The organism is Pseudomonas sp. XK-1 (genome assembly GCF_038069885.1).
Taxonomy (GTDB): domain Bacteria; phylum Pseudomonadota; class Gammaproteobacteria; order Pseudomonadales; family Pseudomonadaceae; genus Aquipseudomonas.
In genome coordinates, this window is record NZ_JBBPES010000005.1 from 452,829 (window position 1) to 478,978 (window position 26,150).

The following is a 26,150-nucleotide window of genomic DNA, read 5'->3' on the forward strand; positions in this document are numbered from 1 at the left end:
CGGCGAGTTGGCTCCTGCATCTGCGCAACACCAGAATCTTTTATCGAGCCTGCCATGCCCGACCTGCTTGCCGACTACCCCCTGACGTCCGGGGCTTATCACGAACTGCTCGACGCCGAGGGGCAGGTGCGTCCGCACTGGCGGCTGCTGCTGGAGCGTCTGCAGCGCAGCAGCCCGACGCAGCTGGCTCAGCGCCAGGCCCTGCTGGCGCGGCAGATCCAGGAAAACGGCGTGACCTACAACGTCTATGCCGACCCCGACGGTGCCGACCGGCCCTGGGAGCTGGACCTGCTACCCAACCTGATTCCGGCCGAAGAATGGCAGCAGATCGCCGCCGGCGTGGCCCAGCGTGCCGGTTTACTGAATGCCGTGCTGGCCGACCTGTATGGCCCGCAGCAGCTGTTGGCCGAGGGTCTGCTGCCGGCCGAACTGGTGTTTGGCCACAACAACTACCTGTGGCCCTGCCAGGGCGTGCAGACGCCCGGCGGCACCTGGCTGCATCTGTATGCGGTGGACCTGGCCCGCGCCCCGGATGGCCGCTGGTGGGTCACCGCCGACCGCACTCAGGCCCCGTCCGGTGCAGGCTATGCCCTGGAAAACCGGCAGATCCTCTCCCGCGCCTTTCCCGAGCTGTACCGCGACCTGCGCGTGCAATACCTGGCCGGCTTCTTCCGCACCCTGCAGGACACCCTGGCGCGCCAGGCCCCGGCCGGCGGCGAGACGCCGCTGGTGGTGCTGCTGACCCCGGGGCGCTTCAACGAGAGCTATTTCGAACACCTGTACCTGGCACGCCAGCTCGGTTACCCGCTGGTGGAGGGCAGCGACCTGACCGTGCGCGACGCCAAGGTCTACCTCAAGACCCTGGCCGGACTGCGTCCGGTGCATGTCGTACTGCGCCGTCTGGATGATGATTTCTGCGACCCGCTGGAGCTGCGCACCGACTCGGCCCTCGGCGTGCCCGGCCTGCTCGAGGCGGTGCGCCAGGGCAATGTGCTGGTGGCCAATGCCCTCGGCAGCGGCGTGCTGGAGTCCCCAGGCCTGCCGGGCTTTCTCCCGGCCATTGCGGAAAAACTATTGGGTGAGGAACTGCTGCTGCCGAGCATCGCCAGCTGGTGGTGCGGCGAGCCGCCGGTGCTGGACGAGGCCCTGGATAAGCTCGACGAACTGCTGGTGCGCGCCAGCTTTCCCTCGCAGAGCTTTACCCCGGTATTCGGCCGCGAGCTGGACGATGAACAGCGCGCCGCCCTGGCCGAACGGCTCAAGGCGCGGCCCTACGCCTATGTCGCCCAGGCCCTGGCGCAGCTGTCCCAGGCACCGGTCTGGCAGCCCGAAGCAGGCCAGCTGGCCCCACGCGCCATCGGCATGCGGGTATTTGCCGTGGCCAGCGCCGACGGCGGCTACCGGGTGATGCCCGGCGGCCTGACCCGGGTGGCCGGCGAGGCCGATGCCGAAGTGGTGTCGATGCAGCGCGGCGGCGCGAGCAAGGACACCTGGGTGCTCGGCGAGCGCCACGGCGGCGGCGAGCCCTGGCAATGGCTGCGCCCGCTGGGGGTGGCCGATCTGGTGCGCAGCGATCCTTATCTGCCGTCGCGGGTGGTGGAGAACCTGTTCTGGTTCGGCCGCTACAGCGAGCGCTGCGAAGACAACGCGCGGCTGCTGCGCATCATGCTGGCGCGCTATGTCGATGACGACGATGATCCCCAGGCGCTGCAGACCGCGCTGGAGCTGGGCGAGAGTCTGGGCCTGCTACCGGATGCCGACAGCGGCGAACTGCAGCAGCGCCTGCTCGAAGCGCTGCTCGGCGAAGACTGGCCGGACAGTCTGCGCGGCAACCTGCAGCGCCTGCAGTGGGTGGCCGGCAGCGTGCGCGGCAAGCTGTCCCAGGCCAACTGGCAGGCCCTGCTCGAACTGCAGCGCGAAGCCCAGAACCTCAACGCCGAACAGGCCGACTTCGGCGAGCTGCTGGACTTTCTCGAGCGCCTGCTGATGTCGCTGGCGGCGCTGTCGGGTTTCGCCCTGGACGATATGACCCGTGACGATGGCTGGCGCTTTCTGATGATTGGCCGCTGCATCGAGCGCCTGCAGTTTCTCTGCGACAGCCTGGCGAATTTCCTCCGCAGCAGCGCCGCTAATGATCAATCCGCGCTGGAATGGCTGCTGGAGCTGGGCAACAGCAGCATCACCTACCGCACCCGCTACCTGGCCTCGGCGCAGCTGATCCCGGTGCTCGACCTGTTGCTGCTGGACGAACAGAACCCCCACGCCGTGCTGTTCCAGATTCGCACCCTGCTGCGCTCCCTGGAGCGCCTGGGCGAGCGTTTCGAGCTGCCCAGCGAGCGCCGCCTGCAGCATCTGCAGGGGCAACTGGCGCGCTTTAGCCTGGCCAGCCTGGAGAATCCGCTGTTCGGCGCGGCCAGTGTGCAGGACGTGCTGGAGGGCCTGGCGGACCTGCTGACGAGCATCAGCGCGGCCGCGGCCGACGTTTCCGACCGTCTCGGCCTGCGCTTTTTCGTGCATGTCGACGCCAGCCAGCGGACCCAATCCTCATGAGCAGCGCCCGCTATCAGATTCTTCACGACACCCATTACCGCTACGCCAGCGCGGTATCCCTGGCCCAGCAGCTGGCCCATCTGTGGCCACGGGCTTGCCCCTGGCAGCGCAATCACGCGCAGCAGCTGCTGGTCAGCCCGCAGCCCTGCCAGCGCCTGGACGGTCTGGATGTATTTGGCAACCCGCTGACCCGCCTAGTGTTCGAGCGGCCGCATAACGAACTCAAGGTCAGTGCGCGGCTGAAAGTCGAGGTGCTGGCGCGGCCGGCGCTGGACTTGCAGGCGTCGCCGGCCTGGGAGCAGGCCCGCGCCGCCCTTAGCTACAGCGGTCAGGCCATGAGTGCCGACCTGCTGCAGGCGGCGCGCTTTCGCTTCGAGTCGCCCTATGTGCGCCTCAAACAGGCATTCGTCGACTACGCCGCGGAGTGTTTCAGCCCAGGCCGGCCGCTACTGGCAGCGGTGGATGGATTGATGCAGAAGATCTTTGCCGAGTTCAGCTTCGATGCCGCCGCCACCCAGGTAGCCACGCCGCTGCTGCAGGTACTGGAAGAGCGCCGCGGCGTGTGCCAGGACTTCGCCCACCTGATGCTCGCCTGTCTGCGTTCGATGGGCCTGTCGGCGCGCTATGTCAGCGGCTACCTGCTGACCCAGCCGCCGCCCGGCCAGCCCCGGCTGATCGGTGCCGATGCTTCCCATGCCTGGATCTCGGTGTACTGCCCAGAGCAGGGCTGGGTGGATTTCGATCCGACCAACAATATCCGCCCGGCGCTGGAACACATCACCCTGGCCTGGGGCCGCGACTTTGCCGATGTCTCACCGTTGCGTGGGGTGATTCTCGGCGGCGGCAGCCATGACCCCGAGGTGCAGGTCACGGTGTTGCCGTTGGCGGGTTAGTCGCCTGTTGTTAAAGGCCGATTGGCGATGCCCACCCGTAGGGTGCGCCGTGCGCACCAACAACCTCGGGGTTAGGCGGGTGCGGGCGGTTAGCCTTTGATGGCTTTCCAGGCTCGGGTTGCCAGGCTGACCAGCAGCAGGGCCACGGCCCCGGCGATGATTCCGGCGATGGCGTTGAGCAGGGTCGGCAGCAAGGCCGCGAGCAGGCCGCTGCTGGCCGCCACGCTCTGCGCCAACTGGTCGATCCATTCCTGGGCGGCATGTACGCCGTGGGTAAGGATGCCGCCACCGACCATAAACATCGCCGCGGTGCCGAGAATCGACAGGCCCTTCATCATATAGGGCGCGGTAAACAGGATGCCGCGGCCAAAGCTGCGTTGCAGGCGGCCGCCCAGGCCTTCGCCGCCGCGCTGGCTGAGGTACAGGCCGGCGTCGTCGAGCTTGACGATACCCGCCACCAGGCCATAGACCCCGGCCGTCATCAGCAGGGCGATGCCCGAGAGCACCACGACCTGCTTGCCGAAGCTGGCCAGGGCCACGGTGCCGAGGGTGATGGCGATGATTTCCGCCGAGAGAATAAAGTCGGTGCGGATCGCGCCTTTGATCTTGTCTTTCTCGAACGCCAGCAGATCCACCTCGGGGTCGGCCACGGCGTGCAGCAACTCCTTGTGTTGGGCGTGGTCCTCGGCCTTGCTGTGGAGGAACTTGTGCGCGAGCTTCTCGAAGCCCTCATAGCAGAGGAAGGCTCCGCCAAACATCAGCAGTGGCGTTACCGCCCAGGGCGCGAAAGCGCTGATCAGCAGGGCGGCGGGCACCAGGATCAGCTTGTTCTTCAGCGAGCCCATGGCCACCGCCCAGACCACCGGCAGTTCGCGCTCGGCCCTTACGCCGCTGACCTGCTGGGCATTCAGCGCCAGGTCGTCACCCAGTACTCCGGCGGTTTTCTTGGCAGCGACTTTGGTCATCAGCGCCACGTCGTCAAGGACGGCGGCGATGTCGTCGAGCAGGGCTAACAGGCTGGCACCGGCCATGCAGAGCTTCCTTTCTATGAGCTGTAAACAGGGGCGCGCCGCTGCGCAGGACAGTGGCGCTTGGCGCAGATTTATACGTGAGTCGGCCTGTAACAGCCATAGCTGGCGGGCCCCGTCTGGCAGTGCACCTGGTAAAGACCGCGGTTCAGTCGCTACTGCTGCCACTGGCTCCACTGGCATAGGCGGCGAGCAGGCTGCGTAACAGTTCATTGAATGGCATGGCAGATCTCCTCGGTTGATGCAGCGAGGTTATGCCTGAACGCGGCCGCTGGCCGGTTGATTGTCTCGATAAGCGCCATAGCCAGGTACTTATGCACAACCCATGTCACGGCGCACGACGAGTTGTGCACAAAGACTGTGGAGCGAACTGTGGATAAGGTGGGTGCAGGCGTTTGCAGCCTTAGTCCTGCGGCTTTCTGGATGATCTGTACGTTTTTTGAACAGTGTGTTTTTTCTTGTTTAAACAGCAAGTTAGACTGGTCATTCAGGCGCAGACAGGGTAGCGATCAAGTTGTCCACGACTACTGTGGGTAGAGCTGTTGATAACTCTGGTATGCCTGGCCGCAGGCCCTGTAATACCTGGCTTTGACGAACTTGATGGATTTTTGATCAACGTGCTGGGTAGCTTCTTGGCGGCATGTTGCCTTCTTTAGGTCAAGAAATAATCAAGGTATTTCAAGGGTTTGCCCACAGGTGTCGGGGCGCGGGAAATACTTATCCCGGTTTGCTGTGGAGCGATCTGTGGATAAGCTGCGCACGCTTGCGTTCAGGCCACAGCTGGTGCGGCCTGAACGCGGTAGGTTGTTTTTTATACAGGACTGGGTGTTTAGTCTTTCAGGGCGCTGAGCTGGGTCGAGCGCCCCAGCGCCTGCAGGGCACGGTCCGGGTAGTCGGTAATCAGGGCATGGGCACCCAGGTCGAGCAGGCGGTGCATGGCCGGTTGCTCGTTGATGGTCCACAGCTGCACATTGAGGCCGCGCTGCGCGGCGGTCTTGAGCATGCGCGGGCTGGCGATAAGCAGGCCGTCGTGTTGCTCGGGAATCTGCAGTGCCTGGTAGCTGGGCGATAGCAGGCTGCCCAAGCCCAGCCAGTTGAGCGCCACCAGCAGGCGTACCGAGCCGGGCCCGGCCGAGGTGGCCACTCCGGGGCACTGCTCGCGGAACAGCTGCAGGCTGCGGTCATAGAAGCTGCCGACGATCACCAGGTCGCGTTGCTGGTGCGCTTCAAGAGCATCACACAGCAGCGCTTCCATGCCGACATCCGCCACCTTGATTTCAATCACCTTGGGGGTATCGGGAAAGCCTTCGAGTACCTCGGCAAAGCTTGGGATGCGAATGCCCTGGCCACGGTAGGGATAGCTCTGGCCGCCATCGGCGCTCCAGCGGTAACCGGCGTCCAGCGCTTGCAGTTGCGTCAGGTTGAGCGCGGCAACCGGGCCCTCGCCATCGGTGGTGCGTTCCAGGGTGCGGTCGTGGATCACCACCAACTCGCCATCGCTGGACAGGTGCAAGTCCATCTCCAACATATCCACACCCAGGGCACTGGCGCGCTGGAAGGCAAACAGGCTGTTCTCCGGCCACAGGCCCTTGCCGCCGCGGTGGGCGATCACCAGCGGTTGGTCGCCCAAGGCCGCGAGCACGGACGGTTGGCTGGCCGGACGACTGGTCTGGGCCAGGGCAATCAGGGCGACGGCAATCAGTAGCAAGGGGACCAGCAGGAAACGGGCAGCGCGCAGCATGGTCAGGGTTCCAGAACGGCAAGACAGAGATGGTTTATACCCAGACTATGACAAAGCAGGCTGCGCTGAGCGAGAGGTGAAATGCGACAGGCGGGAGACGATTGCGGCCAAACCGGTCGCACAGTCTGAGGCGGGCGGCTAGCGGACATGCCGTGGTGGCCTGTCCGCTCTTGTGTGGCTTGCCGCTCAGGCGGCCAGTAACCAGGCACCAGTGAGCGCCGAGGCGGCACCGAGTACGCGCACCACCGGTGCAGCGGCCTGGGGCAGCAGACGCACCAGGGCATAGCCGCTGGCGTGCAGGGCGGCAGTGGCCACCACAAAACCTGCGGCATAACCCCATGGGCTGGCCAGTGCTGGAAGTTCCAGACCGTGGGCAACGCCGTGAGTCAGGGCGAACAGCGCGGTCAGGGCAATGGCGATAACCATTGGTAGGCGAATGGCCACGGCCACCAGCAGGCCGAAAGCCAATACCGAGGCGGCGATGCCGGTTTCCATCAGCGCAATCTGCAGGCCGTTAAAGCCCAGCACGCCGCCGATCAGCATGCTGCCGACAAAGGTCAGCGGCAGCGCCCAGCGCAGTCGGCCTGCTTGCTGCGCGGCCCACAGGCCAACGGCGAGCATCGCCAGCAGGTGGTCGAGGCCGAATACCGGATGCGCCAGGCCGGCCAGCACGCCTGCGTGGTCGTGGCCAGCGTGGGCGAAGGCTACGGCCGGGCTGAGAAACAGGGCAATGGCGAACAGGGTTTTACGCAGGTTCATAGGGTGTCTCCTTGACTGAATGTGGTGCGTATTCAGGCGGCTGTGAGCATGCCGTGGCGTTCGATAAAGGCGATGATCTGCTCAAGACCCTGGCCGATCTTCTGGTTGCTGAACACAAACGGCTTGTCGCCGCGCATCTTCAGGGTGTCGCGCTCCATTACTTCAAGCGATGCGCCGACCAATGGGGCCAGATCGACCTTGTTGATCACCAGCAGGTCGGACTTGCAGATGCCCGGACCGCCCTTGCGCGGCAGCTTGTCGCCGGCCGACACGTCGATCACATAGATGGTCAGGTCCGACAGCTCCGGGCTGAAGGTGGCCGAGAGGTTGTCGCCGCCGGATTCGACGATGATCAGGTCCAGCCCCGGAAAACGCCGGTTGAGCTGATCGACCGCTTCCAGATTGATCGAGGCGTCCTCGCGGATCGCCGTGTGCGGGCAGCCGCCGGTTTCCACGCCGATGATCCGCTCCGGGGCCAGGGCTTCGTTGCGCACCAGAAACTGCGCGTCTTCCTGGGTGTAGATATCGTTGGTCACCACCGCCAGGTTGTAGCGCTCGCGCAGGGCCAGGCACAGGGCCAGGGTCAGGGCTGTCTTGCCGGAGCCGACCGGGCCACCGATGCCAATGCGCAGGGGTTGGCTGTTCATGGTTGAGTCTTCCTTATCATCAAGAACGGAATAAACGGCTGTACTGGCGCTCGTGCGCCATGCTCGCCAGGGCCAGGCCGAAGGCGGCGCTGCCCCAGTGTTGTGGTTCTATCTCGCTAGCCTGACGCTGCGCCTTATCCAGCAGCGGCAGCAGGTGCGAGGTCAGGCGCTGGGCGGCTTGCTGGCCCAGCGGCAGGGTTTTCATCAGCACGGCCAGCTGGTTTTCCAGCCAGCCCCATAGCCAGGCGGCGAGGGCATCCGCAGGCTCGATCTGCCAGGCGCGCGCAGCCAGCGCCCAGCCGAGGGCCAGACCGGGTTCATCTAGCTCATCGAATAGCTGCTGCGCCGATTGATCCAGCTCCGGCAGGCCGCTTAGCAGTTGCTGCAGGGAATACCCCATCTGCCGGCTTTCCAAGCGCAGCTCGCGGGTCTCACGGCTGGCGCGCTGTTGTTCGGCGAGGTGGCGCAGTTGTGCCCAGTCTTCGCTTGCTGCGGCCTGGCAATGGGCGAGCAGCAGCGGCGCTTCGAAGCGCGCCAGGTTGAGTAGCAGTTGATCGGCAATCCAGCGCTGTGCGCTTTCAGCGTTATCGACCAGGCCCTGCTCGACAGCCATTTCCAGGCCCTGGGAATAGCTGTAGCCACCAATCGGCAGTTGCGGGCTGGCCAGCCTTAAAAGTTGCCACGCCTTATTCACTTGCGCGCACCGAATTGATGCAGGCGCGGGGCATAGCTGAATTCGGCATCACCGGCATGGGAGTGGTGATGGCCGCCGCCATAGGCGCCCTGTTCGGGCTGGTAGGGCGCGTCGATCAACTCCACCGTTGCACCGAGCTGTTCGAGCATGGCCTTGAGTACGTAGTCATCCGGTAGGCGCAGCCAGCCGTCACCCAGCTGCAGGGCGACGTGGCGATTGCCCAGGTGATAGGCCGCACGCATCAGTTCAAAGGGATTGGCGCAGGTGACGTGGAGCAGCGGCTCGGCGCGGGCGATGACCCGCACGATACGACCATCTTCTGCCTGCAGGCATTCGCCATCTTGTAGGGCAGGTTGGCCGCGTTCGAGAAACAGTCCGACGTCCTCGCCCGTGCGGCTGAAACAGCGCAAGCGGCTTTTGCTTCGGGCTTCGAAGCTCAGTTCGAGTTCGGCATCCCAGCGCGGCTGGGCGGCAATACGGCGGTGGATCACCAACATGGGGCAGCTTCCGGCTGGGCATTGCCGGTTATAGAGCAAGTGCCTTGCCAAACTGCCTTTGCGCCACGCAGGGCGTGCCGCTTGGGGTGGGTGTGGCTGAAATTGGAGCGGGGATGGGTTCGGTTTGGTGCGTGCGCCGGGATTGTGCGCATTTTTGGTGCGGTCTGTGGGCGATGATCAGTCGCGGGTTTGCCCGAGGCCTTGCCAGTGCTTGGCACCGACAAAGATAAAGCGCAGCTGCTCGATCATCTTGATCTCGGGCGAGGCGTGCATCGGCAGGGGCGCTGCGGGTGGGTCGATCAGTTCGGGCAGGGTGGCGAATACGGTTTTTACCACCAGGTCGGCGATCACATTCTGCGCCGGGGCGTCGAAGTGCTGTAGCTTCGGCATGGCCGCAAGATCCGCCACCAGGTCGGCGGTGATGCGTTCGCGCAGTGCGCCCACGGCCTGGCGCACCAGTAGCGAGCCGCCGTACTGCTCGCGGGCGAGAAACAGAAACTGCGAACGGTTGGCTGCTACGGCGTCGAGGAAGATGCGCACCGAGGCGTCGATCACACCGCCCACTTCGAACTCGTGGTGGCGTACCTGACGGATGGTTTCGCGAAAGGTTTCTCCGACTTCGGCCACCAGCGCCAGGCCCAGGGCATCCATATCGGCGAAGTGCCGGTAAAAGCCGGTCGGCACGATGCCCGCGCAGCGCGCCACCTCGCGCAGGCTCAGGCTGCCGAAGCCGCGACCGCTGTCCATCAGGCTGCGCGCCGCGTCCATCAAGGCGTGGCGGGTTTGCAGTTTTTGTTCGGCGCGCGGTTGTAGTGGTTTCAAGCTTCCTGGCTCTGCATAAATCAATCAGCGCCGCACTCTAGCAAATGCGCTTCGCTTGCGTCGAACCGCGCTTGCTCAGCTGACTTTGAGTGCACGACTGTTGACTGAATAAATATGCTCTGCCAGTCTAGTGAACAATTGTTCACTGGAGTCTTGCCATGGCCCTTATTCCTTTTGCCTGGGTACGCGGGCTCGCAAGCCTGCTGTATCCGTTGCGCGTGCTGGTCGCCCGTGGCTGGTTGCGGGAAAGCGATGTCGATGCCGGGCTGGCGCTGCTGCATCCGGCGCTGCGGCTGAATCGGGTGTTCGCCCGGGTTACCCAGCGTCAGTGGGTCGCCGATGACATGCTCGAATTGACCCTGCAGGCCAACGGCAACTGGTGCGGCGCGCAGCCGGGGCAGCATCTGCAGCTGTATCTCGAGCGTGATGGCGTACGCCTGAGCCGCAGTTACAGTCTGACTGCGGTGCAAGCGCAAGGCCGCCTGCAGATTGCGATCAAGCATCAGACGGGTGGGCGCGTTTCGCCCTACCTGCTGGATCATCTGGCGGTCGGCGATGTGCTGGAGCTGGGCCCAGCGTATGGCGAGCTGAGCTGGCCCGAGGCGCAACAGGGCGTGCTACTGCTCGCCGCTGGCAGTGGCATCACGCCGCTGCTGGGCATGCTGCGCGCCGCTCTTGCGCAGGGTTTCAGTGCGCCGATCACGCTGCTGCATTACGTGCGTGAGCAGGGCCAGCGCGGTTTTGTCGCCGAGTTGCAGGCCCTGCAGGCGCAGCACAGCAATCTGCAGGTGTGTTGGTCACTGACCGCCGCTGGTGCTGAACCAGAAGGGTTAGTTGGGCGTTTTACGGATGAGCATCTGGCCGAAGTGACTCAGCTTGATCAGCGTCGCGTGCTGGCCTGCGGCCCGGCGGGGTTTGTCGCCCAGGTGCAGCAGTGGTGGCAGGCCGCCAAATTGCCTGGCGCGCTGCAGGTCGAGGCCTTCACTGCGCCCGTGCTGCGCGCCGACGTCAGCCTGCGCCAGGTGCGTTTGGGGTTTGCTCGCAGCCATCAACAGGCGACCGTTAATAATCAGCACAGCCTGCTGGAGCAGGCCGAGGCCCATGGCCTGCAGCCGGCCCATGGCTGTCGCCAGGGCATCTGCGCCAGCTGCACCTGCACCTTACTTAGCGGCACGGTGCGCGATTTGCGCAGCGGCCTGTTGTTTAGCGAGCCGGGTCAGCCGATCCGCTTGTGTGTCAGCGCGCCGCACAGCGACGTAGAAATTGATCTTTAACTTGCGAGGAATCCCCATGCGTCGTGATCGCGAACTCTCCCTGGATGAAATGAACGCCTTCGGCAACGAGCTGGACGCCCTGCGTCAGCGCACCCTGGCCGATCTGGGCGAGGTGGATGCACGCTATATCCGCCGCATTCGCACGGCGGTGCGCTGCTGTTGCTGGGGCGGGCGCGGCCTGCTGATGCTTGGCTGGTTTCCGCCGACCTGGCTGCTCGGCACGCTGCTGCTGGGCCTGGGCAAGATTCTGGAGAATATGGAGCTGGGCCATAACGTGATGCACGGCCAATACGATTGGATGAACGATCCCGAATTTGCCGGGCGCAGCTATGAATGGGATATCGCCGGGCCCAGTGACTTCTGGCGGCACACCCACAATCATGTGCACCACACCTGGACCAATGTGCTGGGCATGGACGATGACGTGGGTTATGGCGTGGTGCGGCTGTTTCCTGAGCAGCGCTGGAAACCGTTCTACCGTTGGCAGCCGCTGTGGGTGACGATCCAGGCGCTGCTGTTCCAGTACTCGGTGGCGATTCAGCATCTGCGCCTGGACAAGGTCTACAAGGGCAAGCTGAGCAAGGCTGAAGTACGCCCGCTGATCAGGCAGTTCAACGCCAAGGTTCTGCGGCAGTGGGGCAAGGATTACCTGTTCTTCCCGCTGCTGGCGCTGCTGCTCGGGGCCAATGCCCTGGCGGTGCTGGCCGGTAATGTGCTGGCCAACCTGATCCGCAATCTGTGGACGTTCACGGTGATCTTCTGCGGTCACTTTACCGAGCAGGCGGCGGTGTTCAGCAAGGAATCGGTGGTCGGCGAGAGCCGTGGTCACTGGTACCTGCGTCAGCTACGTGGTTCCAGCAACCTGAATGGCGGGCCGCTGTTCCATATTCTGACGGGCAACTTGAGCCACCAGATTGAACACCACCTGTTCCCCGATCTGCCGGCGCGGCGCTATGCGGCGCTGGCGGTGGAGGTGCGCGAGATCGCAGAGCGTTACGGCCAGGTCTATAACAACGGCAGTCTGTGGCAGCAGTTCGCCACGGTGCTTAGGCGGATCTGGATCTACCGCCGGCGTCCTGCCGAGGCTATGCCGGCTGGCGTGTAAATACGCAGGTCAGGTAACGGTTGCTGAAGCCATAGCGCAGCATCGAGTACAGCCGGCTGAACAGATACAGCGGGCGCTTGCGGTAATACAGCAGTACAGCATTGCCGACCCCTTCTGAGCGGTGCTGTTTCTGTTGATCGACCTGCTTCGAGAATAAACCTTTGAACTGCCACCACTGAATCTGTTCCAAGTGCTGGCTGGCATGTAGCCCCTGCTGGCGGAACAGTGCATAAAAGCTGCGTTTGCTGAAGTCATGCAGGTGGTGGGGGTTGCCGTCCAGGGTCGGAGTGATGGGCACTGAAGCGATGACCTTGCCACCCTCGGCCAGTAAACGGGCATAGTTGGCCAGCAGCACGTGTGGGCGTGGCAGATGCTCGATGGTTTCCAGACTGACGATGCATTCAAAACCCTGGTCGCTGCTGAACTGTTCGGCATCGGCGCATTCGTAACGCAGATTGGGCAGTTGGTAGTGCGCGCGGGCGTAGGCGATGGCCGCCGGGTCAATGTCCACGCCGGTGACCTGCTTGTCCGGGTTGCGCTCGGCCAGTAGCGCCGTGCCGTAGCCGCAGCCGCAGGCCATATCCAGCACGCGCTGGCCGCTGAGGTGCAGGGCGGCGAACTCATAGCGCTGCATATGAATCTGCAGGCTGGCCTGGTCGTCCGGGTTAAGCGGGTTGAGATCCTTCGGGTAAATCCGTTCGATGGTATGCATGGCCATGGCAGCGCAAAGAGGAGCCAGGACTATATGTCAGGCGGCCCAGTTTTCCCACGAGCGGCATTGGCATGCTTGGTGGTTCAGCACTTTCTTTCTCGGCGGTATGACACAAGGATGGTTTGCTATGTCGACATCTTCTGCACCCCGTTATCCCCTGGTCCTGGTGCCAGGTTTGCTCGGCTTTATCAGCCTGCTCGGTTACCCCTACTGGTACGGCATCGTCACGGCGCTGCGCCGCATCGGTGCAAAAGTCTTTCCGGTGCTGGTGTCTTCGGTGCATTCCACCGAGGTGCGCGGCGAGCAACTGCTGCTGCGCATCGCCGATGTGTTAAAGGAGACCGGCGCAGAAAAGGTCCATCTGATCGGTCATAGCCAGGGCGCGCTGACGGCGCGCTATGCGGCTGCGCTAAAGCCCGAGTGGGTGGCGTCCGTCACCTCGGTGGCCGGGCCTAATCATGGCTCGGAACTGGCGGATTTTCTCAAACGCAAAGCCCCGCACGGCAGCTGGCGCGAGCGTTTATTGTCGAGTCTGCTGCGTGGCGTGGCCCGTTGCATGGCCTGGCTGGAGCGCGGTTATAAGGGCGAACCACTGCCGATGGATGTGGCTGCGGCGCAGCAATCGCTGACCAGCGACGGCGTGGCGGCCTTCAATGCGCAGTATCCGCAGGGCTTGCCTGAGGTCTGGGGCGGTGAGGGCGCGGCCGAGGTCAATGGTGTGCGCTATTACTCCTGGTCCGGCACTATCCAGCCGGGTATCACCGATAAAGGCGGCAACCGTTTCGACGGGCCGAATGTTGCCTGCCGGATGTTTGCCAAAACCTTTCAGCGTGAGGTTGGGCAGTGCGATGGCATGGTCGGGCGCTATAGCTCACACCTGGGTACGGTGATCGGCGATCAGTACCCGATGGATCACTTCGACATCATCAATCAGACCTTCGGCCTGGTCGGCAAAGGTGCCGAGCCGGTCAAGCTGTTTGTCGAGCATGCACAGCGCCTGCAGGCCGCAGGCCTTTAGAACCTATTTACGATCTGCTGCGCGTCGGCCCTACTGCGTTAAAAATAGGCTCGGAATGCTCATTTACACCAGTAAACTCCGCTTCCTCGCCTGTTTTTGCCTTGTATGGCTCTAGCTCGCGAGATCGTAATACAGGTTCTTAAATGCCGTTTAGCTCGACCCAGATGCCCTGACCATCCTCGCGGATGGCAAGCTCCTGCAGCGATTGCCCGGCGCAGGGGCCGGCGACGCATTCGCCGGACTCGATCAGAAACAGCGCGCCGTGGGTGGCACACTGGATCAGGCTGGCGCTGTGATCGAGAAACTGGTCGGGCAGCCATTCCAGTGGGATGCCACGGTGCGGGCAGCGATTGCGATAGGCATACAGCTGGCCGTCCTTGCGCACGGCAAACAGTTTCTCTTCCGCTATCTCAAAGCCCCGGCTCTGGCCTTCGGCCAACTCATCCGGTGCACATAAACGCAACATAGGAACCTCCCCCGACAGGCCGGCATTATGCCGCCCTGGCGTGGAAGTGGAAGGGCGGCTCTATCAGTGGTTGCCGTTTTGCTTGGGCGCGGATTGTCGGCAGGTGGCTGATCCCGTCTGTGCGTTGGGCTGGCGGCCTGGTCCGCAGCCTTTTATCCTGCCAGCCAATCCCTGGTCGCCGAAGCCAAGCCCACGCCATGAATCCTGTTATTCGTCCGCGCTCACTGTTTATCGCACTGAGCCTGTTGCTGGCGCTCGCGCTCTGGTTATCCCTGGCCCTGGGGCCGGTCAGTCTGCCGTTGCTCGATACTCTCAAGGCGGCGCTACGCTTGCTGGGCCTCGCGCAACCTGGTGATGATCTGGCCCAGGCCGAACTGATACTCGGGCAGATACGCCTGCCGCGCACCTTGCTCGGGTTGCTGGTCGGCGCGGTGCTGGCGCTGTGTGGGGTGGCGATGCAGGGGTTGTTTCGCAACCCGCTGGCCGACCCTGGCCTGATCGGTGTCTCCAGCGGAGCGGCCCTCGGCGCGGCGGTGGCGATTGTCGGCGGCGCGGCCCTTGGCGGTTTGCCGGAAGCTTTTGCCCCTTATCTGTTGTCGTTGTTTGCCTTTCTCGGCGGCCTGGGGGTGACGGCGCTGGTCTATCGCCTGGGCCGGCGTGACGGCGAAACCCATGTGGCGACCATGCTGCTGGCCGGTATCGCCCTGACGGCACTGGCCGGTGCGGCCATCGGACTGTTCACCTACCTGGCCGATGATGCCACCTTGCGCACTCTGACGTTCTGGAACCTGGGTAGCCTGAATGGGGCCAGTTACAGCCGCTTGTGGCCGCTGTTGCTGGTGACGGCGGCGGTGGCGCTGTGGTTGCCGCGCCGGGCCAAGGCCTTGAATGCCTTGCTGTTGGGCGAGTCAGAGGCACGCCATCTGGGCTTTGCCGTGGAGCGGGTCAAGGCCGAACTGGTGTTCTGCACCGCCCTGGGTGTGGGGGCAGCCGTGGCGGCGGCGGGGATGATCGGCTTTATCGGTCTGGTGGTGCCGCATCTGGTGCGGCTGCTGGTGGGGCCGGATCATCGCGTGCTGTTGCCGGCCTCTGCCCTGGCGGGTGCCAGCCTGCTGCTGCTGGCAGATCTGGCCGCACGGCTGGTGCTTGCGCCGGCGGAATTGCCGATTGGTATCGTCACGGCGCTGATTGGCGCGCCGTTCTTCCTTTATCTGTTGCTGCGGGGGCGTACCTGATGCTGCGCGCGGAAAATCTGGCGGTACAGCGCGGCCCGTGCACGGTGTTGGCGGATATCAACCTTGAGCTGCGTCCGGGCGAAGTGCTCGGCGTGCTGGGGCCCAATGGGGCTGGCAAGAGCACCTTGCTGGGCGCTTTGTGTGGCGAGCTGCAGCCGAGCCACGGCGCTGTCTGGCTGGATCAGCGGCGCTTGCAGGACTGGCCCGGCAGCGAGCGCGCGCAACGCCTGGCGGTATTGCCGCAGACCTCGACGCTGAACTTCGCCTTTCGTGTGGAAGAAGTGGTCGGCATGGGCCGCTTACCTCATGCCAGCGGCCGCCTGCGTGATGAGCAGATCATCAAGCAGGCGCTGGAGGCGGCCGATGCGTTGCACCTGGCCGGGCGCAGCTACCTGGCGTTGTCCGGCGGCGAGCGTCAGCGCGTGCACCTGGCGCGGGTGCTGGCGCAGCTCTGGCCGGGCGGTGAGGGGCAGATGTTGTTGCTCGATGAGCCCACTTCGATGCTCGACCCGCTGCATCAGCACACCACGCTGCAGGCTACCCGCGCCTTCGTCGAGGAGGGCGCAGCGGTGCTGGTAATCCTCCACGACCTCAATCTGGCCGCGCGTTACTGCGACCGCCTGTTGTTACTGGATCGCGGCCGGCCCCATGCCCTCGGCAGCCCTGAGCAAGTGTTACGCGCCGAGCCGTTGCAGGCCGTGTTCGGTCTGGAGGTGCTGATACAAAAGCACCCGGAGCGGGGTCATCCATTAATCGTTGCTCGCTGAGGTTTTGTTTATGCGGATTGCTTTGTTGCTGGTGGCCGCGCTGTTGAGCGCCTGTCAGGCCTCGTTACCGGCTTTGCCCGCCTGGCAAAGCCCGCAAGGTTTTCAGCACCCCGAGCTGGGGCAGATTGTCGAGTTGCGTACTGGCGCGCGGCTGAGGCCTGAGCAACTGCTGGAGCGCCTGGCCGCTGCGCCCAAGGTGCTGGTGGGCGAGCGGCACGACAATCCCGATCATCACGGGCTGCAACTCTGGCTGCTGCGGGCCCTGGCGGCGCAGCGGCCGCAGGGCAGCCTGCTGCTGGAAATGCTGACGCCGGATCAGCAGATCAAGGTCGATCAGGCGCGCGCGTCTATCGCGGTCGGGCAACCGCCGCAGGACATGCTCAGCGCCCTGGCCTGGCAGCCGGGCTGGGCCTGGTCGCTGTACGGGCCGCTGGTGCAGCATGCCCTGCGCCAGCCTTATCCGCTGCTGGCGGCCAACCTCGAACGTCGCGAGATCATGCAGCTCTACGCCCAAGTGCCGCAGCTGCAAGGCCAGGCCTCCACGGCGCAGCCGGTGCGTGAGGCGTTGTTGGAGCAGATTCGCCAGTCGCACTGCAACTTGCTGCCGGAAAGCCAGTTGCCGGCCATGCTCGCCGTGCAGCAGCAGCGTGACCGGCGTATGGCCGAAGCGCTTCTGACTGCGCCTGAGCCAAGCTTGCTGTTTGCCGGTGCCTTCCATGTGCGCCGTGACTTCGGCGTGCCGTTGCATCTGCAGGATCTGCGCGCTGGCGAGGGTGTGCAGGTGCTGATCCTGGCCGAGGTCGGCAGCCAGGTTGCCGCCGAGTCCGCCGATTACGTCTGGTTTACACCGGCGCAGCCCGAGCAGGATCACTGCGCAACACTGCGACCCTAGCCCGGCTTGCGCCCGTCGGGCGGGTTAGGCTGCGCGCTTTCCCTTCCGGAGAGCGCCAATGCCCATCGCCGCCCATGAACTGATTAGCCGCTACTGCAGCGCTCTTAACGAGCGCGACAGCCGCCCTGCCTGGCTCTGCTCAGCGCCGATGTGCTGCTGGATATCAACCAGGGGCCGCGCGAGCAGGGCGTACAAGCCTTTGCCGATTACCCGGAGCGCACCCAGCGCTGCTACCGCGAAAGTATCGATAACCTGCAGATCCTCACAGCGCCGAGCGGGCAGCGCGCCGCCTGTGAGTACAGCCTGAGCGGCGAGTACCTGAGCACCGACGACGGCCTGCCGGACGCCTGTGGCCGGAGCTATCAGCTGACGGCGGCGAGTTTCTTCGCGATTCACGATGGCAAGATCTGTCGGGTGAGCCAGCCTTTCAACCTGCCGGAGTGGTTGGCGCAGGTCGATTACTGAGTTGTCTGCTGTTTCTGGGGCTTTTCCACAGGTAAAAAAAGACCCGGCAAGAGCCGGGTCAATAACCGTGATTAGCCTGATGAGGAGATAATCTGAAGAGGCCGACTGTGGTCTCTTGAGCTTATCGACTGATCTCGCGACCAGTTGTGATAATAATAGCAATTCTCATTTACATGTCAATGGTCTTTTCAGACTTTTTACTCGCGTTGGAAAAATACCCACCGTCCGGATAAAACAAACCCGACACTGGGTCGGGTTGTTGTATTGCCGAGGGGTTGTCAGATGGCGCTGGTGGGCAGGCGCAGCTGGGTGACTTCCTTGTTCAGCAGGTCGATACGCTTGGCCATGCTCTCGATCAGGCTGTGGGCAATCCGCGGATTGCTCTGCATCAGGCTGAGGAACTGTTCCTTGGGGATCACCATCACCGTGCAGGGCTCGCTGGCCAGTACGGTGGCGCTACGGCGCTCGCGGGTGAATACGGCCATGGCCCCGAATATCTCGTCTTTCTGTACGTCCCCGACCTTGTGGCCATCGACATAGGCTTCGGCGTGGCCTTCGATGATGATAAATACGTGATCGGCGGTGTCGCCCTGATGGATCAGTTCTTCTCCGGCGGCAAAGTGCTGAAAGCCGGTCGAGGGCCGGATATCGGGCTGCTTGAGGCGTGCCAGGGCATCGGAGAGCAGGGCGGTATGGCCGATCAGGTACTGGATAAACAGTTCCTGACGCTGCTCGCTGGCATAGATGTGCTTGAACACATCGCTGCGCGAATAGGGAATCAGGTTCAGTTGCTCTTCGCTGCTGTAGCGGCAGCTGGGCATGTCCAGGCCCTGGCGCAGGCCGACCAGGTCGCCTTCCTGCAGGTAGAACAGCGGGCGCTCATCGACCGCGGCATGCAGCAGGCCGTTTTCGATGATGAACAGCTGGTTGCCCGGCAGTATGGCCGCCAGATCTTCGACCCGTTCCAGCTGCAGGGGCGAGCCAATGGGGTCGAGCCCTTCGAGCAGCTTGCTGGGGATGCTTTGCAGTCGGTTGATCAGCTGATCGGCGTAAGCCGGTTGCTCCCCGAGTAGATACATGAGCGAATTTCCTTGAACTGGCCGGGCATACTAAAGCCCACGAACGTCCCTAAAACAATAGGCGGCTGCGCTGCTCAGGTAAATCATTGTCGCTGGAGGTTGTGAGCTAGCTCTTGTTGCGTGGCGTCGATTCATCGAGCTGACCATTCAACTCGGCTTTATGGGCCGGCGGCAGATCATTCCAGTGCACATCCAGCAGCGCCCCTTCAATGGCGTAGAGCAAGACCTTGGAGGCCCTGAAGCCGCGGGCGCGCACGGCCCGATAGGCACTGACGGCTCCTAGCCGGCGTAGATCGTTGGCGCTGTGGATACCGACGGCATGCAGCCACTGCGCCGAGGTCTTGCCGAGGTTTTTCAAATGTTGCAGTTCGTCGTTCATCAGGCCTCCGTGCGCGGCTGAGGGGGCTGTAGTGGCGTCAATTGGCGATACCTGCGAGGAAGTGTAGCGGCCAGCGCACAAAACGTGGCTGATTGGCATCACCCCAGGCCTGGCGCAGGGCCGGTTCCAGTCGCTGTAGCGGGTCGAAGCCATTGTGCTGTTCATAGCGCTGGGTGGCTGACCAGGTGCGCAGGTAGCCCAGCAGCTGTTCCAGCCGCCAGTGCGCCTCGATGGCAGCTGGCGGTGGGCTGAGTGGGCTAAAGGGGTGGTGGATATCGCGGTAGCCGGCATCGACACTGGCGCGGCCCTGTGGCCAGTAGCCCTGCAACGTGTTCCAGTAGAGGTCTTCGATCAACTCATCCAGCCGCGGATCGATGCTCATCAGGCTATAGCACCAGGCGCAGAACAGGCCTCCTGGTTTCAGCAGGCGGCGCACTTCGTGGAAAAACGCCGGGGTGGCGAACCAGTGCAGGGCCTGGGCGACCTGGATCAGATCGAGGCTGTGGCTGGCCAGGGGCTGGGCCTGGGCGTCGGCGGCAAACAGCGCGAGGCCCTGCGGGTCGGGGCAGGCTCGTAGTTGCTCGACGCTGGCATCGCAGGCCAGCACTTGGGCGAAGTGCTGGCGCAAGGGTTGGCTGGCCTGACCGTTGCCGCAGGCAATATCCAGCGCGCGCTGGCGTTGCCGGCATTGCGCCGCGAGCCAGGCGAACAGGCTGTCCGGGTAGTGCGGGCGAAAACTTGCGTAGTCCTGGGCTCGCGCGCCAAAGAGGGCGGTGACCTCATTCATGGTGCGCGGGTTCTGTAGCGCAGGCGGGTGCCGAAGTTGAGTGACATCAGGATTTCGTCGGCGCTCAGTTCCGCCGGGAAGTAAGCGCCGGAAATCTGCGCATGCGCCAGGCTCGCGCCTTCAAGCTGGGTGTCGCGCAGGTCAAGGCCGCGCAGGTCTGCACCGCGAAAGTAGGCATTAGTGAAGTTGATACCCTGGGCGTCCAGGGCGCGCAGATCGAGGCCGCGAAAGTCGCCGTCACTCAGATCGACTTCGCCGACTGGGGGCTTCTGGCTGTTGAATGCAGCGATGTTTTCGCTGTGTATCAGGCGGTAGAGCGGGCTATCGAGTTGTCGGGGCTGGCTCATACAGGGTTATCCAATGGGGAGGATAACGCCAGTATAGAAGCCGCGGCGGGTATTGCCCGCGGCTTGGTCCGAGAGCCCTTGGCAGCCTGTTACAGGCCAGGCAGGCGTTGGCGAATACGCGTAATCAGGCTGTCCAGGCTGGCGCTTTCGTTGGTGTTCACGCGATTGCTGTGAATCAGTTCGGCTTCGTTCAGGGGCTCGCGGTTGGCCTGTTGGGCGCGTACCACGTCCATATTGGCGTCTGAGGGATCGCTGCCGGCGGCCTGGCGCTGTTCCAGCCAGCTGGCAATGACCTCGTCGGGGGCGGCGCAGTCGAGAATCAGAAAGGGTACACCGCTGGCTTCGGCAACCGCACAGGCCGCCTGGCGCTGGGCCTGCTTGAGGTAGGTGGCGTCGATCACCACCGGGAAGCCGGCATGCAAGGCTGCATCCGCCAACTGGTGCAGGTGGGCGTAAGTGGCGCTGCTGGCATCCTGGCTGTAGATACCGGCACTGAGTTTGCCCAGGTCGGCCTCTTGCTGTTCACCGAACAGACGCTTGCGCTCGACATCCGAACGCAGGCGAATGGCCCCCAGGGCTTCGACCAGGCGCATGGCCACATGGCTTTTGCCGACGGCGGAAACGCCATGGGTGATTGCCAGGAGGCGCGAGGGGATGGCGCTGTAGCTTTCCGCCAGGTTGGCGTAGTTGCGGTATTGGCGCAGGGTCACGGCTTTCTGCACGGCGTCGGCCTGGTGAGCCAGGCTGAACAGCGCGACCTTGGCCCGCACCAGGGCGCGGTAGGCCTTGTAGAAATTCAGCAGCTCCAGCGCCGAGTAATCGCCGCTGTGTTCCAGCCAGGCATTGACGAAGCGCCGGGCGTGGGCCTTGAGGCCTCGGTCTTCGAGGTCCATGGCGAGGAAGGCGGCGTCCGAGGCAATATCGATCAGACGGAACGGCTCGTTGAATTCGATGCAATCGAACAGCACGACCTGGCCGTCGATCAGGGTGGCATTGCCCAGGTGGATGTCGCCGTGACATTCGCGGATCGAACCACTGCCGGCGCGCGCGGCCAGCAGCGGCTCCAGGCGGGTAAAGCTGGCTTCGGTCCAGGCTTCGAGGGCGTCGAGTTGCTGCAGGTCGGCTTTGTCGCTCAGGAGCGGGCGGATCTGCTCGAAGTTCTGCCGCATCGGCGCGACGATGGCGGCGGGGGAGCACAGTTCATGGTCGCTCGGCACGGCCGGGGTCTGGGCGTGAAAATCGGCGATCTGCTTGGCCAGTGCATCGATATGCGCCTCGCTCAATTCGCCGCGGGCTTGGACGTCGCTGAGCAGTTGGCTTTGCGGGAACTGGCGCATTTTCAGCGCGTACTCGATGGCCGGGCCGCTGCCGCCGAGCTGTGGGGCCTCGACGCTGCCGCCGATTGGCAGTACTTCGAGATACAGGTCCTTGGTCAGGCGCTGGTTGAGGCGCAGCTCTTCCCGGCAGAAGTGCTCGCGGGCGCTCAGCTCGGTGAAGTTGAGAAAGCCGAAATCAACGGCTTTCTTGATCTTGTAAGCGTAAGGGCCGGTGAGTATCACCCAGGAAATATGCGTTTCGATGACCTGAAACCCGTCCACCGGATGAGGGTAGAGGGCCGGGTTCTGCAATGCGGCGATCAGGGCTTGGCTCACGGGCGATCCTTGGCTTTTGTACTAAAAATAAGAGCGCCATTATGGCCGCTTGGGGTCCGTCTGCAAACCGCTGCGCGGGCCTGCTGGGCGCAGACAAAGTGCGTATAATGCCGCGCCATGACTCGTACCCGATCTTCTCGTCCCCGTTCAAAGCGCCCCTCAGGCGCTGCACGCCCCTGGTTGGGCTGGATCCTCAAACTTGGCCTGGTAGGCCTGGTGGTTCTGGCCGTTTTCGCGGTTTACCTCGATGCTGTCGTGCAGGAGAAGTTCTCCGGCAAGCGCTGGACAGTGCCGGCCAAGGTCTACGCCAGGCCCCTGGAGCTGTTTGTCGGGCAGAAACTGGCCAAGGACGATTTCCTCAAGGAGCTCGATGCCCTGGGCTATCGCCGCGAAAGTACGGTGGCAGGCCCCGGCGGCGTATCGGTTGCCGGCAATAATATCGAGCTGCATTCGCGCGGTTTCCAGTTCTATGAAAGCGCTGAGCCCTCGCAGCGGGTGCGCGTGCGCTTCTCCGGTGACTATGTAGCGGGTCTGACTCAGGCCGGTGGCGGCAATCTGGCGGTGGCGCGGCTCGAACCGTTGCTGATCGGCGGGCTTTACCCGGCTCATCAGGAAGACCGGGTGCTGATCAAGCTGGAACAGGTGCCGCCTTATCTGGTGGAAACCCTGGTGGCGATCGAGGACCGCGAGTTCTTCAATCACTTCGGCGTGTCACCCAAGGGCATTGCCCGCGCGGTATGGATCAACGCCACCGCCGGCCAACTGCGTCAGGGCGGCAGTACCCTGACCCAGCAATTGGTGAAGAACTTCTATCTGACCAACGAGCGCAGCCTGTCGCGCAAGGCCACCGAAGCCATGATGGCGGTATTGCTGGAGCTGCATTACGAGAAGACGGATATTCTCGAGGCCTACCTCAACGAGGTGTTCCTCGGTCAGGACGGTCAGCGTGCGGTGCACGGTTTCGGCCTGGCCAGTCAGTACTTCTTCAGTCAGCCGCTGTCCGAGTTGCAGATCGATCAGGTGGCGCTGCTGGTCGGCATGGTCAAGGGGCCAACCTTCTATAACCCGCGGCGTAATCCCGAGCGCGCCCTGGAGCGGCGCAACCTGGTCCTCGATGTGCTGGCCGAGCAAGGTGTGGCCAGCCCCGAGATCGTTGCGGCGGCCAAGCAGAAGCCCCTGGGCGTGACCCAGCGCGGCAGCATGGCCGACAGCTCGTTTCCGGCCTTTCTCGATCTGGTCAAGCGCCAGCTGCGCGAGGACTATCAGGAGCAGGATCTGACCGAAGAGGGGCTGCGTATCTTCACCAGCTTCGACCCGATTCTCCAGCTCAAGGCGGAAACTGCCCTGACCGACTCGCTCAAGCGCCTGTCCGGGCGCAAGGGCGTGGATGAGGTCGAGGCCGGCATGGTCGTCACCAATCCGGAAAGCGGCGAAGTGCAGGCGCTGATCGGCAGTCGTCAGCCGCGGTTTGCCGGTTTTAACCGGGCGCTGGATGCGGTGCGGCCGATTGGGTCACTGATCAAGCCGGCGATCTACCTGGCCGCTCTGGAGCGCCCAAGCCAGTACACCCTGACTAGTCTGCTTGAGGATAAGCCTTTCTCCATCAAGGGCCAGGATGGACAGGTGTGGAGCCCGCAGAACTACGATCGCAAGGCCCACGGCACGATTTATCTGTACCAGGGGCTGGTCAATTCCTACAACCTGTCCACGGCCAAGCTAGGGTTGGAGGTCGGCGTGCCCACCGTGCTGCAGACCCTCGAACGCCTGGGGGTCGAACACAAGTGGCCGGCTTATCCATCGATGCTGCTCGGTGCTGGCGGGCTGAGCCCGATAAACGTGGCAAATATGTATCAGACCCTGGCCAATGGAGGGTTCAATACTCCGCTGCGGGGTATTCGCAACGTTCTGACCGCGGATGGCGAGCCGCTCAAACGCTACCCGTATCAGATTCAGCAGCGCTTCGACAGCGGTGCCATCTACCTGCTGCAGAACGCCATGCAGCGCACGATGTCTGAAGGCACCGGCCGCTCGGTCTACAACCAGCTGCCGCGCTCCCTGGCACTGGCCGGCAAGACCGGTACCAGCAACGATTCGCGCGACAGCTGGTTTGCCGGCTTTAGCCAGGATCTGTTGGCGGTGGTCTGGCTCGGCCGCGACGACAATGGTCCAACACCCTTGACCGGTGCGAGCGGTGCTCTGCAGGTGTGGACCGAGTTTATGCGCAAGGCCGACCCGCTGCCGCTGGATATGCCCTTGCCCGATAACGTCGTGCAGGCCTGGGTCGATGCCAATACCGGGATGGGCTCCGATCCGAGTTGTCCGAATGTGGTACAGATGCCTTATATTCGCGGCAGTCAGCCGGCGGCCGGTCCTGCCTGTGGTATCAGGGCACCGGTCAATGAAGTGATGGATTGGGTACGCGGCTGGTTGGATTAAGTGAGAGGGTGTGCAGTGAATAAGTGGTTGATTCCAGTGTTAACGGTTTCGGTTGTGCTTGGCGGCTGCGCCAGCGTGCCCCAGGGCTCGATTCCCGTGGTGGATTCCGGTTCTTCGGCTTCGCCGCAGTCGGGCGGTTACAACCTGCCGCCGGCGCAGCCGCAGAGCCTGCCGGAAGATTCCGGCGTGGTGGTGATGGTGCCGGGTGCCGGTGCCAGCAGTGCACCTATCCAGGCCTTTCCAGCCGGTAGTGCGCCCATCGAAAGCACTATCAGCAGCCAGCCCTGGAGCAGCAATGCGCCAGCTACCGTGGCCTCCGGAAGCCCCGTGCTCGGTGCGCCCAGTGGTATTCCGAGCGGTGGCGGCCTGTCTGTCGACGAACAGCTCGATGGGCCGGTGCTGGCATTGCTGACGGCGGCCCAGCAGCAGCAGGGGGGCGGTGATCTGAACGGTGCGGCTTCCAGCCTTGAGCGTGCCCAGCGCATTGCGCCGCGTGAGCCGCAGGTGCTCTATCGTCTCGCCGAGGTGCGTTTGGCCCAGGGTGACGCGGCCCAGGCCGAGCAGTTCGCCCGGCGCGGTCTCAGCTATGCCAGTGGCCGTCCCGCGCTGCAGGCCAGTCTGTGGAACCTGATCGCCGAAGCTCGCGAGCGTCAGGGTGATCCGGCGGGTGCCGCTCAGGCGCGCGAACGTGCCCGGGTAAGCCTCTGATGGATCCACGGCTGGTTACGGTGGCCGAGCAGTTGTTGCTGATCGAGCGCGAGTTGCGTGTGCAGGGCTGGTGGGAAATGCAGCCCCCCAGCGTCGAGGCGCTGGCCAGCCAGGAGCCTTTCTGCGTGGATACCCTGGCGTTCGAGCAGTGGTTGCAGTGGATCTTTCTGCCGCGCATGAAACAGCTGCTTGAGGCCGGTGCCGCGCTACCGAGTGTTTCAGGTATTCAGCCCATGGCCGAGCAGGTCTATGGGGGCGGGCAGGCCCTGAAGGCCAGGGGGCTGATCCGCCTGCTGGGGGAGTTCGATCGTCTGATCGTGGGCGCGACCTGAATCGCGCCTAGGGCCGATTACTGACAGTTGTCGGCGATTGCCTTCTGTGCGGCGCTGATGCGCTCCTGGCGCTCTTCTTCGTCAATACGGCGCACTTCACCGTCGACCTCCATGCGCAGGCGCGGATTGTTCTGCAGCTGTGCCAGGTTGGTGCGAACGTCTTCGCAGTACTTCTTGCGCTCGGCTTCCTTGGCTGCAACCTCTTGCTTGACCTTCTTGTCGATGGCCGCCTGTTCGGGATCGGAAATGCTTTCGAAGGTCGGTGTGGCGTCTGGTTCTGCCGCCTCGACAGGTTTCGCAGGGGGCGGCGTGGCAGTATTGATGCTGGTGGCTTGCTGGCCTTGCGGCGGCTGTGAACTGAAATGGGTGACGCCTTGGGCGTCGACCCACTTGTACACCTGGCTGGCCATGGCGGTTGCGCTCAGGGCGAGCAGCAAGCTGCTGGTAATGATCATACGGCGCATGCTGATTCCTTTTTTTAGGCTGCCAAATTATGAGCTGCAAAACCTGCCAGTTACTATAACCAAAACCGCCGAATCGTCATCCTGCACGGTGTTGGCGCAGAAGATTGCAGAATCCATCACGGATTACTTGACTTGCCCGCGTCGAATCCGAACAATTCCACGCTCGCTGTAGTGGAGTCCGCCGCAAGCAGGCTTTAGCTCAGCAGACATGAGGCGCATATCCGCGCCGACCTGTTTCACCCGCAACGCGTTACCTCGCGCTGGGTGGGAAAGTCCCGCAACACTCTGGGACGTTCCCAATACTTGCTCAGTTGTAGCTGACGTAGTCGGCGACCACCGTCGCTCATGCTCTGCTGACAGTAAACCTATCTTAGGCCGTCCCCAATGTTGGGCGGTTTTCT

The 26,150-nt window shown here is 63.5% G+C and carries 27 protein-coding genes; 12 read left to right on the plus strand and 15 right to left on the minus strand.

The window, feature by feature from the left end; all coding sequences use genetic code 11:
- Positions 1-54 precede the first annotated feature (54 nt).
- On the plus strand, positions 55-2,550 hold the full coding sequence (locus WMW70_RS15915; protein ID WP_341438436.1) for a circularly permuted type 2 ATP-grasp protein: 2,496 nt from the start codon (positions 55-57) through the stop codon (positions 2,548-2,550).
- Positions 2,547-3,443 (plus strand): transglutaminase family protein, encoded by an 897-nt coding sequence (locus tag WMW70_RS15920; protein ID WP_341438437.1) that lies wholly within the window; start codon positions 2,547-2,549, stop codon positions 3,441-3,443. Before WMW70_RS15915 ends, WMW70_RS15920 begins: the two co-directional genes overlap by 4 nt.
- Before the next feature lie 89 nt (positions 3,444-3,532).
- On the opposite strand, the gene WMW70_RS15925 is transcribed toward WMW70_RS15920, so the two are convergent.
- From WMW70_RS15925 to WMW70_RS15955, 7 genes are all read right to left on the minus strand, one after another.
- Positions 3,533-4,474, minus strand: a complete 942-nt coding sequence (locus tag WMW70_RS15925; protein ID WP_341438438.1) for a DUF808 domain-containing protein — start codon at positions 4,472-4,474, stop codon at positions 3,533-3,535.
- A gap of 826 nt (positions 4,475-5,300) precedes the next feature.
- Complete coding sequence (locus tag WMW70_RS15930; protein ID WP_341438439.1) at positions 5,301-6,212, minus strand: glycerophosphodiester phosphodiesterase; 912 nt, start codon at positions 6,210-6,212, stop codon at positions 5,301-5,303.
- Between the two features lie 186 nt (positions 6,213-6,398).
- A complete protein-coding gene (locus WMW70_RS15935) occupies positions 6,399-6,971 on the minus strand; it encodes a HupE/UreJ family protein (RefSeq protein WP_341438440.1) in 573 nt (190 codons plus the stop codon).
- Between the two features lie 32 nt (positions 6,972-7,003).
- Positions 7,004-7,618: an urease accessory protein UreG gene (gene ureG / locus WMW70_RS15940; RefSeq protein WP_296222197.1), complete on the minus strand. Its 615-nt coding sequence runs from the start codon at positions 7,616-7,618 to the stop codon at positions 7,004-7,006.
- Positions 7,619-7,637: 19 nt separating this feature from the next.
- Positions 7,638-8,312: an urease accessory protein UreF gene (locus tag WMW70_RS15945; protein ID WP_341438441.1), complete on the minus strand. Its 675-nt coding sequence runs from the start codon at positions 8,310-8,312 to the stop codon at positions 7,638-7,640.
- On the minus strand, positions 8,309-8,809 hold the full coding sequence (gene ureE / locus WMW70_RS15950) for an urease accessory protein UreE (RefSeq protein ID WP_341438442.1): 501 nt from the start codon (positions 8,807-8,809) through the stop codon (positions 8,309-8,311). The genes WMW70_RS15945 and ureE overlap by 4 nt, the downstream gene beginning before the upstream one ends.
- Before the next feature lie 177 nt (positions 8,810-8,986).
- Positions 8,987-9,577: a TetR family transcriptional regulator gene (locus WMW70_RS15955; protein ID WP_341438476.1), complete on the minus strand. Its 591-nt coding sequence runs from the start codon at positions 9,575-9,577 to the stop codon at positions 8,987-8,989.
- A gap of 212 nt (positions 9,578-9,789) precedes the next feature.
- Here WMW70_RS15955 and WMW70_RS15960 point away from each other — a divergent pair, with 212 nt between their 5' ends.
- Together WMW70_RS15960 and WMW70_RS15965 are read left to right on the plus strand one after the other, a co-directional pair.
- Positions 9,790-10,905, plus strand: a complete 1,116-nt coding sequence (locus tag WMW70_RS15960; RefSeq protein ID WP_341438443.1) for a ferredoxin reductase — start codon at positions 9,790-9,792, stop codon at positions 10,903-10,905.
- 16 nt (positions 10,906-10,921) lie between these two features.
- The gene (locus tag WMW70_RS15965) at positions 10,922-12,010 is read left to right on the plus strand and encodes a fatty acid desaturase family protein (RefSeq protein ID WP_341438444.1); all 1,089 of its coding nucleotides are present in this window, start codon (positions 10,922-10,924) and stop codon (positions 12,008-12,010) included.
- Here the strand turns inward: WMW70_RS15965 and WMW70_RS15970 are convergent.
- Complete coding sequence (locus WMW70_RS15970) at positions 11,991-12,728, minus strand: class I SAM-dependent methyltransferase (protein WP_341438445.1); 738 nt, start codon at positions 12,726-12,728, stop codon at positions 11,991-11,993. The genes WMW70_RS15965 and WMW70_RS15970 overlap by 20 nt on opposite strands.
- A gap of 121 nt (positions 12,729-12,849) precedes the next feature.
- Between WMW70_RS15970 and WMW70_RS15975 the strand changes: the two genes are divergently transcribed.
- Positions 12,850-13,740 (plus strand): esterase/lipase family protein, encoded by an 891-nt coding sequence (locus WMW70_RS15975; protein ID WP_341438446.1) that lies wholly within the window; start codon positions 12,850-12,852, stop codon positions 13,738-13,740.
- A 139-nt stretch (positions 13,741-13,879) separates the two neighbouring features.
- Here the strand turns inward: WMW70_RS15975 and WMW70_RS15980 are convergent, their stop codons facing one another.
- A complete protein-coding gene (locus WMW70_RS15980; protein ID WP_341438447.1) occupies positions 13,880-14,206 on the minus strand; it encodes a Rieske (2Fe-2S) protein in 327 nt (108 codons plus the stop codon).
- Between the two features lie 197 nt (positions 14,207-14,403).
- Here WMW70_RS15980 and WMW70_RS15985 point away from each other — a divergent pair, with 197 nt between their 5' ends.
- The 4 genes from WMW70_RS15985 (at position 14,404) to WMW70_RS16000 (ending at position 17,565) form a co-directional block, all read left to right on the plus strand.
- A complete protein-coding gene (locus tag WMW70_RS15985) occupies positions 14,404-15,441 on the plus strand; it encodes a FecCD family ABC transporter permease (RefSeq protein WP_341438448.1) in 1,038 nt (345 codons plus the stop codon).
- On the plus strand, positions 15,441-16,208 hold the full coding sequence (locus WMW70_RS15990; protein ID WP_341438449.1) for a heme ABC transporter ATP-binding protein: 768 nt from the start codon (positions 15,441-15,443) through the stop codon (positions 16,206-16,208). The genes WMW70_RS15985 and WMW70_RS15990 overlap by 1 nt, the downstream gene beginning before the upstream one ends.
- Before the next feature lie 10 nt (positions 16,209-16,218).
- Positions 16,219-17,100 (plus strand): ChaN family lipoprotein, encoded by an 882-nt coding sequence (locus WMW70_RS15995; protein ID WP_341438450.1) that lies wholly within the window; start codon positions 16,219-16,221, stop codon positions 17,098-17,100.
- Between the two features lie 150 nt (positions 17,101-17,250).
- The gene (locus WMW70_RS16000) at positions 17,251-17,565 is read left to right on the plus strand and encodes a cytosolic protein (protein WP_341438451.1); all 315 of its coding nucleotides are present in this window, start codon (positions 17,251-17,253) and stop codon (positions 17,563-17,565) included.
- A gap of 278 nt (positions 17,566-17,843) precedes the next feature.
- Here the strand turns inward: WMW70_RS16000 and WMW70_RS16005 are convergent, their stop codons facing one another.
- The 5 genes from WMW70_RS16005 to WMW70_RS16025 form a co-directional block, all read right to left on the minus strand.
- Positions 17,844-18,644 carry a cyclic nucleotide-binding domain-containing protein gene (locus tag WMW70_RS16005; protein ID WP_341438452.1) on the minus strand — a complete coding sequence of 267 codons (801 nt, stop codon included), beginning with the start codon at positions 18,642-18,644 and terminating at the stop codon, positions 17,844-17,846.
- 106 nt (positions 18,645-18,750) lie between these two features.
- Positions 18,751-19,023: a TfoX/Sxy family protein gene (locus WMW70_RS16010; protein ID WP_341438453.1), complete on the minus strand. Its 273-nt coding sequence runs from the start codon at positions 19,021-19,023 to the stop codon at positions 18,751-18,753.
- Between the two features lie 37 nt (positions 19,024-19,060).
- Entirely contained in the window at positions 19,061-19,810 is a 750-nt protein-coding gene (locus tag WMW70_RS16015; RefSeq protein WP_341438454.1) for a class I SAM-dependent methyltransferase, read from the minus strand.
- Positions 19,807-20,157, minus strand: a complete 351-nt coding sequence (locus tag WMW70_RS16020; RefSeq protein WP_341438455.1) for a pentapeptide repeat-containing protein — start codon at positions 20,155-20,157, stop codon at positions 19,807-19,809. The genes WMW70_RS16015 and WMW70_RS16020 overlap by 4 nt, the downstream gene beginning before the upstream one ends.
- Positions 20,158-20,246: 89 nt before the next feature.
- Complete coding sequence (locus WMW70_RS16025; protein ID WP_341438456.1) at positions 20,247-21,809, minus strand: bifunctional aminoglycoside phosphotransferase/ATP-binding protein; 1,563 nt, start codon at positions 21,807-21,809, stop codon at positions 20,247-20,249.
- 117 nt (positions 21,810-21,926) lie between these two features.
- Here WMW70_RS16025 and mrcB point away from each other — a divergent pair, with 117 nt between their 5' ends.
- The 3 genes from mrcB to WMW70_RS16040 are packed head-to-tail and all read left to right on the plus strand — an operon-like array spanning position 21,927 to position 25,285.
- Complete coding sequence (gene mrcB / locus WMW70_RS16030; RefSeq protein ID WP_341438457.1) at positions 21,927-24,245, plus strand: penicillin-binding protein 1B; 2,319 nt, start codon at positions 21,927-21,929, stop codon at positions 24,243-24,245.
- Between the two features lie 15 nt (positions 24,246-24,260).
- Positions 24,261-24,953 (plus strand): tetratricopeptide repeat protein, encoded by a 693-nt coding sequence (locus WMW70_RS16035; protein WP_341438458.1) that lies wholly within the window; start codon positions 24,261-24,263, stop codon positions 24,951-24,953.
- Positions 24,953-25,285 (plus strand): YqcC family protein, encoded by a 333-nt coding sequence (locus tag WMW70_RS16040; protein ID WP_341438459.1) that lies wholly within the window; start codon positions 24,953-24,955, stop codon positions 25,283-25,285. The genes WMW70_RS16035 and WMW70_RS16040 overlap by 1 nt, the downstream gene beginning before the upstream one ends.
- A 17-nt stretch (positions 25,286-25,302) precedes the next feature.
- Here the strand turns inward: WMW70_RS16040 and WMW70_RS16045 are convergent, their stop codons facing one another.
- Positions 25,303-25,749: a DUF4124 domain-containing protein gene (locus tag WMW70_RS16045; RefSeq protein ID WP_341438460.1), complete on the minus strand. Its 447-nt coding sequence runs from the start codon at positions 25,747-25,749 to the stop codon at positions 25,303-25,305.
- Between the last annotated feature and the right edge of the window lie 401 nt (positions 25,750-26,150).

Excerpts from the sequence above, each read along its gene's own strand:
- WMW70_RS15995 (WP_341438450.1), top strand. The coding sequence starts at position 16,219 with ATGCGGATTGCTTTGTTGCTGGTGGCCGCGCTGTTGAGCGCCTGTCAG.
- WMW70_RS15990 (WP_341438449.1), top strand. The coding sequence starts at position 15,441 with ATGCTGCGCGCGGAAAATCTGGCGGTACAGCGCGGCCCGTGCACGGTG.
- WMW70_RS15985 (WP_341438448.1), top strand. The coding sequence starts at position 14,404 with ATGAATCCTGTTATTCGTCCGCGCTCACTGTTTATCGCACTGAGCCTG.
- WMW70_RS15925 (WP_341438438.1), bottom strand. The coding sequence starts at position 4,474 with ATGGCCGGTGCCAGCCTGTTAGCCCTGCTCGACGACATCGCCGCCGTC.
- WMW70_RS15955 (WP_341438476.1), bottom strand. The coding sequence starts at position 9,577 with ATGGACGCGGCGCGCAGCCTGATGGACAGCGGTCGCGGCTTCGGCAGC.
- WMW70_RS16020 (WP_341438455.1), bottom strand. The coding sequence starts at position 20,157 with ATGAGCCAGCCCCGACAACTCGATAGCCCGCTCTACCGCCTGATACAC.
- WMW70_RS15975 (WP_341438446.1), top strand. The coding sequence starts at position 12,850 with ATGTCGACATCTTCTGCACCCCGTTATCCCCTGGTCCTGGTGCCAGGT.
- WMW70_RS15970 (WP_341438445.1), bottom strand. The coding sequence starts at position 12,728 with ATGGCCATGCATACCATCGAACGGATTTACCCGAAGGATCTCAACCCG.
- WMW70_RS16045 (WP_341438460.1), bottom strand. The coding sequence starts at position 25,749 with ATGCGCCGTATGATCATTACCAGCAGCTTGCTGCTCGCCCTGAGCGCA.
- WMW70_RS15920 (WP_341438437.1), top strand. The coding sequence starts at position 2,547 with ATGAGCAGCGCCCGCTATCAGATTCTTCACGACACCCATTACCGCTAC.
- ureE (WP_341438442.1), bottom strand. The coding sequence starts at position 8,809 with ATGTTGGTGATCCACCGCCGTATTGCCGCCCAGCCGCGCTGGGATGCC.
- WMW70_RS16005 (WP_341438452.1), bottom strand. The coding sequence starts at position 18,644 with ATGTATCTACTCGGGGAGCAACCGGCTTACGCCGATCAGCTGATCAAC.
- WMW70_RS16015 (WP_341438454.1), bottom strand. The coding sequence starts at position 19,810 with ATGAATGAGGTCACCGCCCTCTTTGGCGCGCGAGCCCAGGACTACGCA.
- WMW70_RS15915 (WP_341438436.1), top strand. The coding sequence starts at position 55 with ATGCCCGACCTGCTTGCCGACTACCCCCTGACGTCCGGGGCTTATCAC.
- WMW70_RS15930 (WP_341438439.1), bottom strand. The coding sequence starts at position 6,212 with ATGCTGCGCGCTGCCCGTTTCCTGCTGGTCCCCTTGCTACTGATTGCC.
- ureG (WP_296222197.1), bottom strand. The coding sequence starts at position 7,618 with ATGAACAGCCAACCCCTGCGCATTGGCATCGGTGGCCCGGTCGGCTCC.
- mrcB (WP_341438457.1), top strand. The coding sequence starts at position 21,927 with ATGACTCGTACCCGATCTTCTCGTCCCCGTTCAAAGCGCCCCTCAGGC.
- WMW70_RS16010 (WP_341438453.1), bottom strand. The coding sequence starts at position 19,023 with ATGAACGACGAACTGCAACATTTGAAAAACCTCGGCAAGACCTCGGCG.
- WMW70_RS16040 (WP_341438459.1), top strand. The coding sequence starts at position 24,953 with ATGGATCCACGGCTGGTTACGGTGGCCGAGCAGTTGTTGCTGATCGAG.
- WMW70_RS15960 (WP_341438443.1), top strand. The coding sequence starts at position 9,790 with ATGGCCCTTATTCCTTTTGCCTGGGTACGCGGGCTCGCAAGCCTGCTG.
- WMW70_RS15965 (WP_341438444.1), top strand. The coding sequence starts at position 10,922 with ATGCGTCGTGATCGCGAACTCTCCCTGGATGAAATGAACGCCTTCGGC.
- WMW70_RS15980 (WP_341438447.1), bottom strand. The coding sequence starts at position 14,206 with ATGTTGCGTTTATGTGCACCGGATGAGTTGGCCGAAGGCCAGAGCCGG.
- WMW70_RS15935 (WP_341438440.1), bottom strand. The coding sequence starts at position 6,971 with ATGAACCTGCGTAAAACCCTGTTCGCCATTGCCCTGTTTCTCAGCCCG.